We start from the raw sequence: 12,637 nt of genomic DNA, 5'->3' as shown, positions 1-12,637 counted from the left end.
GCTAGCCGGTGGTACCCCTCCCTCGCTCGCACGCGACCGCCCAGGTGGGCGGTGTCCGGCGAGCCACCCCGCTGCTCCACCGCGCGCGGCTCGTCTCGACGATCGAGCGGGCCGTGCGCTCCGGCCGGGTGGTCGTCGTCGCCGGCCCCCCGCGGTCCGGCGTGACGACGCTCGTCACCGACTGGGCGGACCGGACGGAGCTGACCGTCGACCACTCTGTGGCCTTTCGGGGTCGGCTCCGGCAGGTCGCTGACGACGACCCGGCCGGGAGGCACGTCCTCCTCGTCGACGACGCCCACGTCCTCGGGGTGGCCGGCGCCAGGGCCCTGCTCGCGTCCGCCGCGGAGCGACCGGTCGTCCTCGCCGGACGGGCGGGCACCGTGCTCGACGCCGTCGCGGCCGAGGCGCACACCACCATGGTCGGCGCAGGGGACCTCGCGTTCGACGCCGCCGAGACGGCCGCCCTGCTCGGCCGCGCGGTCGGCGTGGTGATCGCACCCGCGTTCGTCACCCGGACCACGGCCGACGTCGGGGGCCTCGCAGGGGTGCTGGCCGCAGCCGCCGCCGCCGTGGCGGGCGAGGACCGGCCGCCGGTGGACCTCCCGTCGCGGTTCGACCACGCGACGGCGACGGCGACGCGGGCGTGGGTGCGCGACACCGTGCAGGACCCGGGGTTGCGGAGCTTCGCGGAACGCGCCGCCGTGGTGCCGTCCGCCCCCGTCGCGTTCCTCGCCGAGCTGGACGGAGCCGCCCCGGTCGACCTCGGGTCGGCACACCGGTCCGCCGCGGACGCCGGCCTCGGCCGGCTCGACGGCGACGGGTTCACCTGGTTCGACGGCATCGCCCGAGCGCTCCGGGCCGCAGGTGCCGCGACGGACGCCGACCGCCACCGCGAGGTCGTCCTGCGCGCCGCCGCGTGGGCGATCACCCACGACGACACCGTCACCGCTATCGACGCCGCCGTGCAGCTCGACGACCTCGACCTGCTCTCCGACGTCCTCACCACCGCGTGGACACGGATCACCGGCCCCGGCGCCCCGGCCATCGCCCGACTCCTCGACCCGATCCGCCCGAGGCGCGCCGCACGGCACCCCGTCGTCCTCGCCGCGATCGCCCGGTCCGAGTCGGCGGCCGACCGGCACCACGCCCGCGCCTCCCGCGTGAACGCCGCCGTCATCCCCGCCGTCGCCGCCGTGCTGCCGACCGCACCGCCGGCCGACGCCGTGTTCCTCGCCGCGATCGACGCGCAGGCACGACGGATCGTCGGCGACGACGCGGGCGCCGTGGCGGCGGCGACCACGGCCCGGATCCGGCTCGACGCGCTCGACGCGACGGCCGCGGACCGACTCGCACCGCGCCTCCCGTTCGTCCTGCAGCAGATCGCGGCCACCGAACTGGCGGCCGGCGACGGCGAGGGAGCACTCGCCACCCTCGCCCGGATCGAGCCCGTCGAGGGCGCCGACGGGGACCTGCAGCGCACCGCCGCCGAGGGACTCACCGCACTCGTGCACGCGCTCGGCGGCGAGGTCGACGTCGCCCGGCGGCTGCTCGACGGAGGCCGACCGCTCGACGTGCCCACGGGGGTGCTCGCGACCGCGATCGTCGCCCTCGAGGACGGCGACCCGGACGGCGTGCAGCAGATCCTCCGGCGCGTCGACCCGCTGTTCGGCGCGTTCGAGCACTGGCCGATCGTCCTCGCCGTGCGCGCCCGCGCCAGCACCGTCGCCGGACGGGTCCCGCCCGAGGCGCAGCTCACCGCGCACGACGCCGGGGTGCAGCGGTACCGGCAGCGCAGCACCGCCGGCGGGGTCGGCGCGCGGATGCTCGCGCTCGCACGGGTCCGGCTCCAGCTCGCCGCCGGACAGCTGTCCCAGGCCGAGCGAGGACTCGACGCACTCGGTGCCGTGCAGGTGTGGAACGCCGCCGAGCACATGGGGCTCGCGCTGGCCCGGTCCGAACCGGAACGCGCGCTCGCGATCGTCAACGCGGTCGCCGTGCACGGGGTCTACAGAGCACGCACCACCGCGCTGCTCGTGCTGCTGCGGGCCGTGGCGCTCCGCAGGACCGGGGACGTGCTCGGTGCCGTCGCCGCCTTCCGCGAGGCGATGGACCTGTTCGACCGGCACGGCCTCGGCGGTGAGCTGCTCACTCCGCCGCGCGACGACGTCCGACAGCTCGTCGACGCGGCGGGGGACGAGCGTGCGCGGGCACTGTGGGCGTCGCTGAGCGGGCTGCGGTCGGTGTTCCCTGGGCCGGACGTCGGGGTCGTCCTGTCCGAGCGGGAGTCGGTCGTGCTCGGGCTGTTGGGGGAGCCGTTGAGCGTGCCGGGGATCGCGTCGGAGCTGCACGTGTCGGTGAACACCGTGAAGACCCAGGTGCGGAGCGTGTACCGGAAGCTCGGGGTGTCGACGCGGCGCGAGGCGGTGGAGCAGGGGCGGGCGCTCGGGTTGTCGGGCGCGTAGGGGCAGGCGGCGTCGTGCGTCGTCGCGGCGTCTCGTCTCAGCGAGACGAGACGCCGCCGTCCGGGCGAGACGCCGCCGTCCGGGCGAGACGCCGCCCCGCGCGCGAGACGCCGCGGGATCGCGCGGTGTCTCGCGACTCGCGAGGTGTCTCGGGCGCTGGGCGGTGTCGGACGCGACCGAGACGCCGCCGCAGCCGGCGGGGCGGGGTCGAGCCGTGCCTCCAGTCCGACGATCTGTCAGCGCGGGTCAGCGTGCGGCGGTCGTCCGCCGTGCCACCAGCCGGGGTTCGACGAGCACCTCGGTCGCCGCCAGCCCCGGGTCGGCGATGCGGGCGAGCAGCCGCTCGCCGGCGCCGCGGCCGATCTCCACGCTGCGGTCGTCGATGCTCGTCAACCCCACGTACCGCGTCGCCGCGAGCGGGGTGTCGTCGTAGCCGATGACCGAGACGTCCTCCGGGACGCGCAGCCCACGCTCCGCGAGCTCGGACAGCGCTCCGAGCGCCATCACGTCGTTCGCCGCGAACACCGCCGTGACCCCGGGGTGCGCGTCGAGCAGCTGTGCGAGTGCCCGGGACCCCGCTCCTTCGGTGGGCTCGCCGGGGAGGACGACCGTCGCGACCTCGGCCTTGCCGTCGACGCCGGCCGAGAACCCCGTGCGTCGCTCGTCGGACGCGGCCGAGGACGCGCCGATGAACCCGAGGGACGTGTGGCCGAGGGCGAGCAGGTGTTCCGCGGCCATCGCCCCGCCCGCACGGTCGTCGTTCGCCACCGTGTCCGCACGGGGGAGCGTGGCGCGGCCGCCGGCGACCACGACGGGCATGCTCGCCGGGATGGCGAGGTCGGTGTCGGGCTCGCCGGCGATGACGATGCCCTCGACGCGCATCGACAGGAAGCCCTCGACGGGGGAGACGTCGAGGCCGGTGTTGAGGAACCGGTCGGCGACGACGAGGCGGTGGCCCTGGTCCTGCAGCGCCTCGCGCAGGCCGGTCAGCAGGTCGACGAACCACTGGTTCCGGAAGTCGTCGAGCACCACACCGATGGTCCGGGAGCGTGTGCCCGCCAGCGAGACGGCCGCGGTGCTCGGTCGGTAGTCGAGCTCCTGGATCGCCTTGAGCACCGCGTCGCGCCGTTGCTGGCTCACCCGCGGGGAGCGCTGCAGCACGAGCGAGACGAGGGACTTCGAGACCCCGGCGCGCGCGGCGACGTCGTAGATGGTCGCGGGTTTGCCGGCTCCCATGATCTGCATCGACCTCCGTGGCTCTCACATCGATCGTATCGGTGGCGGCTTCGTGTCGTGGTCCTGCACGCGTACGTCGACTGAGCAGAGATCGTCGAGTCGGGGGCGCCGACCCGACGATTCCTGCTCCGTGGACCACGGCTTCTGTCCTCCACACGGGAGACACGGGGTGGGTTCCTCACAGTCCTCCTGGACCGCGCGTAACGTCCGCCGCATGGCGACCCTCCTCATCACCGGTGCTGCGGGACGGATCGGTTCGGCTCTCCGCCCCCGGCTGCTCGCGGTCGGTCACGACCTGGTCCTGTTCGACGAACACGAGCCGACGGATGCGGTGTCCGCCGGCGAGCGACTGGTCATCGGTTCCGTCAACGACACCGACGCACTCGATGACGCGTTGATCGGCGTCGACACGGTCGTGCACCTCGCCGGGATCCCGACCGAAGACGACTGGGACGCGCTGGTGACAGCGAACCTGACCGGGACCAAGAACGTCCTCGAGCGGGCTGCCGCCGCGGGTGTGCTCCGGGTCGTGCAGGCGAGTTCGGTCCACGCGGTCGGTCGCGTTCCGGAGCCCGTCGACGCACCGGGGAGCGTCTCCGGCGATCGACTTCCGCGACCTGACACGTACTACGGCGTCACCAAGGCCGGGATGGAGCTGCTGGGCAGCCTGTTCGCGGACCGGTTCGAGATGTCGATCGTGTCGGCACGGATCGGGGCGTTCGGCGACGTACCGTCCTCGCAGCGGGCGCTCCTGCTGTGGTCCTCGCCCGACGACCTCGCACGCCTGGTGATCGCCACGACCGAGCTCACCGAGCCCGGTCACCACGTGGTGTGGGCGCTCTCGAGGAACAGCGGGTCGCCGGCTGACCTGCGCGCCGGCGAGGCGATCGGTTTCCACCCGCGCGACGACGCATCTCGTGTGCTCGACCCCGATGCCCGGGACGCCTTCGAACCCGAGGACATGCGGTACCTCGGCGGTGGCTTGGCGGACGTCCCGCTCGGTCGTCGGGAGCATTGACGGTCCTGTCGACGGAGCAGAAATCGTCGGGTGCCGAACGGCGACCCGACGATTCCTGCTCACTCGACGAAGTGGGCCGCCGCCGCCCGACCGTCCGCTACCCGATCAGGCTCGGGCGCAGGTCGCGCAGCGTCCGGGAGCGGGTCTGCCGCGCCGTGACGACGTACGACACCAGCAACGCGCCGAGCAGCCAGCACGCCAGCACCCCCGCGTCCGACCACGTCGCCGCGGCCGACCCGCCGTACATCGTCTGCCGGATCGCATCGACGGAGTACGTCATCGGGAGCGCGAAGTGCAGCGCCGCCAACGGCCCCGGCAGCGTCTGCCACGGGAACGTCCCTCCGGCGGTGACGAGCTGCACGAGCATGAGCACCAGGCCGAGGAACTGCCCGACGGACCCGAGCAGCACGTTGAGCGCCATGATGATCGCCGCGAAGGTCGCCGATGCCAGCACCATGATCCCGATCGTCGGCCCCGTCCAGGCGACGTCGAGGTCGAGGGCGAACCGGACGATGAGGAACAGCGCCACCATCTGCACGAGCCCGAGCAGCGCGGGCGTCAGCCACCCGCCGAACACCACCCGCAACGGCTTCCGCACGGCCGTGATCGCCCGCTTCGAGATCGGCTTGAGGATGAGGAACAGCGCGTACATGCCGATCCACGCCGCGAGCGAGATGAAGAACGGCGCGAGGCCGGCCCCGTAGTTCGACGCCGAGGCGACGTCGTCCGTCCCGACCTTCACCGGGTCGGAGATCACCGACGCCTGGTCGTTCCGCTGGGAGGCGGTGGAGGCGGGGATCTTCGTGCGGCCGTCGTCGAGCTTCGACGCGAGCTCGGACGAGCCGCTCTGCAGCTCGGTCAGCCCGGACGCGAGGGACTTCGCCCCGTCGTCGGCGGATGCCGCACCGGACGCGAGCGAGGCCGCGCCGGAGGACAGCGTGGGTGCCGCGGCCGCGAGCTTGGACGTCCCGGCTGCGACCTGCGACGACCCCGACGCGAGCTTCGACGCCCCGTCGGCGGCGGTGGCGATCCCGCTCGTCAGCTCGGGCGCCTTCCCGGCGAGCTCCCCGGTGCCGCCCGCGAGCTCGTCGGACCCGTCGGAGAGCTTCTGGACGCCAGCGGTGAGCTGTGGCGCCTTCGCTTCGAGCTTCGCCGCACCGGCTGCGACGTCGGCGCTACCGGACTGCAACTTCGCGAGACTGCTCGACACCGTCGTGGCCCCCGTGCCGAGCGCCGCGCTGTTCGTCTGGAACGTGTCGAGCGAGGCGAGCAGAGCGGCCTTCTGGTCGGCCGTCAGCACTGTCGACGTCTGCACGACGGGCTTCAGTGTCGCAACCAGGTCCGGCGAGGCCGCGGCGAGCTGCTGCACACCCGCGATGAACGGTGCCGAGTCCGTGGCGAGCTTCGCGTTGCCGTCGGCCACGGCAGCCGCTCCGGTCGCGAGCTTCGTCGAGTCCGCCGGGAGGGTCGCGGTCTGGTCGCGGAGCGCGTGGAGCCCGCTCTGCAGCTGCTCCGCGCCGTCGTTCAGCGCAGCCGTCTGCGCCGGCAGCGACGCCGTCTGCTCCTTCGCCGACTGCAGCCCGGACGACAGCGTCGATGCACCGGACGCCACCTGCTGCGCGCCGGAGTTCAGCGCCGCGGTCTGCGACGGCAGGGAAGCCGTCCCGTCCGCCAGCGTCGCCGCGCCGTCCGCGAGCTTGCCGGTACCGTCGGCGAGCGATGCCGCCCCCGAAGCTGCAGAGCTCGCACCCGAGGCGAGCTGCCCGGCCCCGTCGACCGCGTCGCCGAGGCTGTCCCGCACGTCGGCGAGCCCGACGAGCAGGGTCTTCGCCGCCTGCTTCCCCACCCGCTCGGCCACGGCGGTGCGCATGGTCTTGCCGGCCTGCTCCGCGATGGTGGAGGCGAGGTACGAGTTCGTGTCCGCGGTGGTCATCACGAGCTTCGCCCGCTTGGGGTCGTCGGACTGTGCGGACACCAGCGACTCGGAGAAGTCGTGCGGGATGGTGACGACGAAGTCGTAGGTGCCGTTCCGGACACCCGAGCGCGCGTCGGCCGCGGTGGTCGTCTTCCACTGGAAGTCGCCGCCGTCGATGGCCTCCTTCGTGACGTCCTTCCCGTAGTCCACGTGGTCGCCGTCGAGGGTGGCGCCGGCGTCCTGGTTGACGATGGCGGCGGGCACCTGGTCGAGCTTGGCGTACGGGTCGCGGTTCGCCCAGAGGTAGGCGCCGCCGTAGAGCAGCGGCACGACCATGAGCGCGATGAACGCGAGTCGTGCGAGCGGGGTCGCGGTGAGTCGCGCCAGTTCGGCGCGGACGAGCGAGGTGGTGGTCACGGGGTTGCCTCCGTCGGGACGGTTGCGGATTCTTCGGTGACGGTGGACGGGCCTGCCTGGAGGCGCGGCTCGGTTCCGCAGGGGAGGGTCGCGTCCTCGGGACCCTCGGTCTGGGTGGTGTCGATCGGCTCGATCGTGTCGAGCAGGTGTTCGACGGTCGCGGCTGCGGCCTTCGAGGTGACGAGCACGACGGTGGTGCCGCGGCGCGCGACGTCGCGCACGACCGCGAACCAGTCCTCGACGGCGCCCCCGTGCCGCTCGGGCGAGGTGATCACGACGCCCGTGACCCCGTCCCGCAGGAGCGCGAGCTCGACGAGCAGCCGGACGCGGACGTCGGTCGGGACCCGCTGCACGTGCGTGTCGGCGTAGTGGGCGATCCCGAGCGACTCGAGCACGGTGTCGACGTGCTCGCGGGAGGGACGCTGCTCGGCGAACGCGAGCTCCTCGCGCACGATGCGCCGGACGGTCATGACGGGGAACGGTTCGGCGATGCCCGGGGTGTCGACGAGCGCGAACGCCTTCCGGATCGCTGCGGCGTCCTCGTGCCCGTCGAGCAGCACGCGGCCGGTCCCGGGCTGCATGCGGCCCCCGGCGACGAGCGAGGCGAGCACGGGCGCCTGCTCGGTCTCGACGGCGATCACGCCGGGGCGTCCCGGGGCGGCGACGGCGGAGACGACGGGCAGCGGAGCGCCCGGTTCGTCGCCGATGCCGACGTGGTCGAGTTCGAGGGTCATGGTGCGTCCTTCGGGGAGGTCGTGCGGGGAGTCGGTGCGGCGGGTTCGGAGAGCAGCGCGGTGCGCCAGTCGATGCCGGTGATGCCGAGGGCGGAGACGACGACCATGCGGCGGCCGTCCTCGTCCGAGGTGCCGGAGCGGGTGGCCTCGTCGAGGACGGCGATGCAGGCGTCCTCGACGAGCCGGCCGAGGGCGTCCGGGCTGACGTCGTCGCGCATCGTGCCCTCGGCGATCCCGACGGCGCACGCCTGGCGGACCTGTGCGCGGACGGGGGCGAACTCGGTCGCGACGGACTCGATGAACGGGTCGCGCACGGCGACGGCCGCCATCGAGCGGACGTGGGACACCTCGGACCAGAGCGCGACGGCGATGGCCGCGATGCGCGCCGCCGGGGGGAGTTCGGCGAGGTCGGAGGTGGTCGGCATGGCCGCGGCGACACGGGCGGCACCGGCCGTCACGACCTCGCGCACGAGGTCGTCGCGTGACGGGAAGTGTCCGTAGACCGCACGCCGGGAGAGCCCGGCGGCGGACGCGATCGTCTCGAGTGAGGCATCGGGATCGCCCTGCAGGACGGTCTTCGCGGCATCGAGCAGCGCCGCGCGGTTCTCCGCCGCGTCACGTCGGGGTGCTCGTACTTGCTGGTCAGGACTGGTCACGCACCCCATCGTAATAACGTGCACACATGTGTGCAAGTTATCAGGCCGACCACCCCCGAACGAGGGACGTCCCCCAAAGTGCGGACTGCGCGACCTGAGAGGAAACGCATAACTTCACAGCAATTCCTTGCGAAACACGGACGAACCGGGAGTGCGCCCTTTGAACCGTGCAACACCGAACAACGACCCGAACCCCACCCCGAACCGCATCGCGCGCGTCCTGACCGCCGGCGTCGCCGCCGCGGCCCTGGCGTGCGGCGGACTCGCCGTCGGAGGAGCCGCCTCGGCAGCCCCGACGGGACCGGTGCCGGCCGACCTCAAGCTCTCGCAGCCGCTGCGGGACGCGAAGCCCTCGAAGACGATCGCCGCGTTCGTGCGGACGACCGGCCAGGGCGCGCTCGAGGTCGACGCCCAGGCGAAGGGCGGGGACCTCACGAAGTCGAAGACCCCGTCCTCGGCCGCCAAGCAGCGCGTCAAGGCGATCGGCTCGACGGTCGACGCCGTGCGCGCCGCCGTCGAGCAGTCCGACGCGGACGCGACCGAGCTCTACTCGACCGAGTACACCGTGCCCGGGGTGGCCGTCGTCGCCGACGTCGCCGCGCTCCGGAAGGTCGCGGCCCGCTCCGACGTCGAGAGCATCATCCCGCTCACGCCGAAGAAGATCGTCGACCCGACCGTGAACGCCGACTCCGGCGCGGCACCGTCCGGCGTCGACCCGAGCCTCACGAAGCCCGGCGCGGACGGCGTCACGCCGAAGAACGCGGCGAGCGACGTCTACACCCGCTCGCTCGACGCCTGGCAGCAGACGGGCCGCACGGGCAAGGGCGTGAACGTCGCCGTGCTCGACACCGGCCTCGACTACACGCAGGCCGACTTCGGCGGCCCGGGGACCACGGCCGCGTACCAGGCGGCGCTCGCCAACACCGGCGCACCGACCGCCGGCTCCTACGACGGCGGGAAGTTCCTCGGCGGCTACGACTTCGCCGGCCCGACGTACAACGCGGACTCCACCGACCCCGCGTACGACCCGACCCCGAAGCCGGACGACAACCCGATCGACGGCAAGGGCGGCGACCACGGCACCCACGTCTCCGGCACCATCGCCGGCTACGGCCTCGACGCCGACAAGAAGACCTACCGGGGCGACTACACGAAGCTCACGACGCAGCAGGTCCAGGACATGTGGGTCGGTCCGGGCACCGCTCCCCAGGCGGGCCTCTACGCCCTCAAGGTGTTCGGGGACAACGGCGGATCGACCGACCTCACCGGTGCCGCCCTCGACTGGGTCGGCCAGGCGCTGACCGAGGGCAAGGACATCAACGTCCTCAACCTGTCGCTCGGCTCCGACTACGGCGCGCCGGACGACCCCGACAACGCCAAGATCGACGCGCTCACCGCCCGCGGTGTCCTGCCGGTGATCGCCTCCGGCAACGCCGACGACTTCACCGACATCGGTGGCTCGCCGGGCAACGCCGAGGGTGCGCTCACGGTCGCCGCGAGCGCCACCGGTCAGTCGCTGTACGACGGTGTCGAGGCGACCGCCCCGGCGGACGTCGCGAAGACCTGGCGTGCCCAGTACTCGCAGAACTTCCAGGGCACGCTGCCGGTCGAGGGTGACGTCGTCGTCCCGAGCACGAACGTCGACGGCTGTGCCGCGTTCAGCGCCGACGAGGCAGCGAAGATCGCCGGCAAGGTGGTCTGGCTCAAGTGGACCGACGCCGCGCTCGAGTGCGGTTCCGGCGTGCGCTTCACCAACGTCGAGGCCGCCGGCGGCGTCGGCGTCCTGCTGGCGGGGACGATCAACACGTTCGACTCCGGCATCGCGGGGAACGCGACCATCCCGGGAGCCGAGCTGACCGCGGACAGCGTCACGGGCCTCCAGGCCGCTGCCCAGGCCGGGACCCTGCACGTGCGCTTCGCCGACGAGCTCAAGGGCTTCGAACTCGCGACGGACCCCGAGGCCGTGAACACGCTCGCGTCGTTCACCAGCCGGGGCGTGCACGGGTCGTTCGACGACATCGTCAAGCCGGACATCGCCGGCCCCGGGGTCAACGTGATCTCCGCGGCCAACGGCACCGGTGACGGACGCCTCTCGATGAGCGGCACGTCGATGGCGACGCCGGACGTGGCGGGCATCGCTGCACTGACCTTCCAGTCGCACCCGACGTGGTCGGCACCGCAGGTCAAGGCCGCGCTCATGAACACCGCGACGCACGACGTGCGGCAAGGTGACGGCACCGCGACCCTGCTCCGCCAGGGCACCGGTCGCGTCGACGCCCTGCAGGCGGTCACCGCCGGCACCACGGTCCGCAGCATCGAGAACGACCAGCTCGTCACCGCCTCGTACGGTGTCGTCGAGGTCGCCTCGAAGACCAGCGAGAACCGCACGCTGCAGATCGAGAACACCGACGGTCGGCCGCACACCTACGACGTGGCCTACCAGCCGCAGGTGTCGCAGCCGGGTGTCGCCTTCGCGCTCAGCACGAAGCGCGTGACGGTCCGACCGCACGGCACCGCGACGGTGAAGCTCACGTTCTCGATCGCCGACCCGACGAAGCTCCGCCGCGTCATCGACCCCACCCAGGAGTCGGTGCAGCAGGGCTACCAGCGGGAGTTCGTCGCCGCGGCCTCGGGCATCGTGACCTTCACGCCGACCGACGAGAAGCTCAACCCGCTGCGGCTCGGCACCTACGTCGCGCCGAAGCCGGTGAGCACGGTGCACGGCTCCGACGTCGCGTTCCCCGCCACGAAGAACACGGCGGACCTCACACTGACCGGTCGCTCGGTCGACCAGGGCGACGCGACGACCGGCTACCACGCAGCCGTCGCTCCGTTCGTGCTCGGCGGGACGGACGGCCAGGAGTCCTTCCCGGCCGGTTCTGCGAAGCAGTCCCTGCAGGCGGCGGACGTCCGGGCCTACGGCGCGAACTACGACAAGGCGTCGGGCACCCTCGCGTTCGGCGTCCAAACCGCCGGTCCCGACGCCAACCCCGGCGCCGTGACCAACGTCGAGGTCCTCATCGACACCGACCGTGACGGCACGCCGGACTACCTGGTGTACGACGCCAAGTCGGCAGCGGTGGACGCCACGTTCGCCACGACGGTCGACCTCGCCACCGGGAAGACCGTGGACACGCAGCCGCTGAACGGCGGGGCCCCCGGGCAGGACGTGAACACGTTCGACAGCGCGGTCAAGGTCCTGACGGTCGACGCCTCGACGATCGGTGCCACGAAGGCGTTCACCTACTCGGTCCTCACCGAGTCGGCGTACGCCCCGGCCCTGGCCACGAGCGGTTCCTACGTCGTCGACGAGACGGCGGAGGCGACCTACGACCCGACCAAGCCGGCGCTCGCCTTCGCGCAGGGCACGTCCACGGGCGTGCTGTTCGCGGACTCCGGGTCGCTGCAGGTCACCCGCGGCACCGGTGTCGCGAACGCGAAGGTACTGCTGCTGCACCTCGGCAACGCGGTCGGCGACCAGGCGGACACGGTCTCGGCGACGGTCGCCGCCCCGGTCGTGACGCTCCGCAAGGGCAGCGCCGTGACGGTCAGCGGCAACCCGACGGTGGGCAAGAAGCTCACGGCGCACCACGGCTCGTGGGACGCGACGGGCGTGCGGTACTCCTACCAGTGGCTCCGTGACGGTGCCGCCGTGCAGGGTGCCACGAAGCAGACCTACACGCTGGGCTCGTCCGACGCCGGGCACCGCCTCCAGGTGCAGGTGACCGCGACGGCGAAGGGACACCAGGACGGATCGGCGACGTCGAAGCCGACCGCGAAGGTGTCGCGCCGCTAGTCACGGGCAGTCCGAACACCGCACTCCGGGCCCCGTCACCACGCGTGACGGGGCCCGGAGTGCGTTCCGAGGACATGTAGTTAGACAAACTAGTTATCGAGTGACAGGGTTGCAGCATGCAGACGCAGAGCACCCTGAAGCAGCTCCGGGCCAACCCGATGGAGTGGCGGCGCCGTGGGCTCACCCCGCCGGACGTCATCCAGTCCATGATCGAACAGCGCCTCGCCGAGCCCGGCCACTCGCAGCCGGTCGGCGACCCCTCGTACCAGGACTTCTTCCGGAGCTGATCTCGGAACGTCCCCACCTGACGGACTGGAGGCGCGGTGCCAGCTGGCACCGCGCCTCCAGTCCGTTCCCTCGTCACCATCTCGGGCACGCGCCAGGTGGCGCGGAGGTGACCGTC

8 protein-coding genes are annotated in these 12,637 nt (G+C 72.7%); 4 read left to right on the top strand and 4 right to left on the bottom strand.

Annotated features, from left to right (window positions below; all coding sequences use genetic code 11):
* Nucleotides 1-8 precede the first annotated feature (8 nt).
* Nucleotides 9-2,462: a LuxR C-terminal-related transcriptional regulator gene (locus tag CRP27_RS12600; RefSeq protein ID WP_141399764.1), complete on the top strand. Its 2,454-nt coding sequence runs from the start codon at nucleotides 9-11 to the stop codon at nucleotides 2,460-2,462.
* 246 nt (nucleotides 2,463-2,708) lie between these two features.
* Here CRP27_RS12600 and CRP27_RS12595 read toward each other — a convergent pair whose 3' ends face one another.
* Nucleotides 2,709-3,707 carry a LacI family DNA-binding transcriptional regulator gene (locus tag CRP27_RS12595; protein ID WP_255257573.1) on the bottom strand — a complete coding sequence of 333 codons (999 nt, stop codon included), beginning with the start codon at nucleotides 3,705-3,707 and terminating at the stop codon, nucleotides 2,709-2,711.
* 205 nt (nucleotides 3,708-3,912) lie between these two features.
* On the opposite strand from CRP27_RS12595, the gene CRP27_RS12590 reads away from it, so the two are divergent.
* Nucleotides 3,913-4,716 (top strand): NAD(P)-dependent oxidoreductase, encoded by an 804-nt coding sequence (locus CRP27_RS12590; protein ID WP_176505583.1) that lies wholly within the window; start codon nucleotides 3,913-3,915, stop codon nucleotides 4,714-4,716.
* Between the two features lie 97 nt (nucleotides 4,717-4,813).
* Here the strand turns inward: CRP27_RS12590 and CRP27_RS12585 are convergent, their stop codons facing one another.
* From CRP27_RS12585 to CRP27_RS12575, 3 genes are read right to left on the bottom strand one after another with little or no spacing between them, the layout of a single operon-like run.
* Complete coding sequence (locus CRP27_RS12585; RefSeq protein WP_097180960.1) at nucleotides 4,814-7,048, bottom strand: YhgE/Pip family protein; 2,235 nt, start codon at nucleotides 7,046-7,048, stop codon at nucleotides 4,814-4,816.
* Nucleotides 7,045-7,782 carry a hypothetical protein gene (locus CRP27_RS12580; RefSeq protein ID WP_097180959.1) on the bottom strand — a complete coding sequence of 246 codons (738 nt, stop codon included), beginning with the start codon at nucleotides 7,780-7,782 and terminating at the stop codon, nucleotides 7,045-7,047. Before CRP27_RS12580 ends, CRP27_RS12585 begins: the two co-directional genes overlap by 4 nt.
* Complete coding sequence (locus CRP27_RS12575) at nucleotides 7,779-8,438, bottom strand: TetR/AcrR family transcriptional regulator (protein ID WP_097180958.1); 660 nt, start codon at nucleotides 8,436-8,438, stop codon at nucleotides 7,779-7,781. The genes CRP27_RS12580 and CRP27_RS12575 overlap by 4 nt, the downstream gene beginning before the upstream one ends.
* A 160-nt stretch (nucleotides 8,439-8,598) precedes the next feature.
* On the opposite strand from CRP27_RS12575, the gene CRP27_RS12570 reads away from it, so the two are divergent.
* The gene (locus tag CRP27_RS12570) at nucleotides 8,599-12,234 is read left to right on the top strand and encodes a S8 family serine peptidase (protein ID WP_141399763.1); all 3,636 of its coding nucleotides are present in this window, start codon (nucleotides 8,599-8,601) and stop codon (nucleotides 12,232-12,234) included.
* A 116-nt stretch (nucleotides 12,235-12,350) separates the two neighbouring features.
* Complete coding sequence (locus CRP27_RS18270) at nucleotides 12,351-12,521, top strand: hypothetical protein (protein WP_158521898.1); 171 nt, start codon at nucleotides 12,351-12,353, stop codon at nucleotides 12,519-12,521.
* Nucleotides 12,522-12,637: the final 116 nt, after the last annotated feature.

This window comes from Curtobacterium sp. 314Chir4.1, assembly GCF_900215175.1.
GTDB classification, from domain to species: Bacteria; Actinomycetota; Actinomycetes; order Actinomycetales; family Microbacteriaceae; genus Curtobacterium; species Curtobacterium pusillum_A.
Note: the sequence above shows the minus strand (reverse complement) of the source record. Positions and strands in the feature narration are given on the sequence as shown.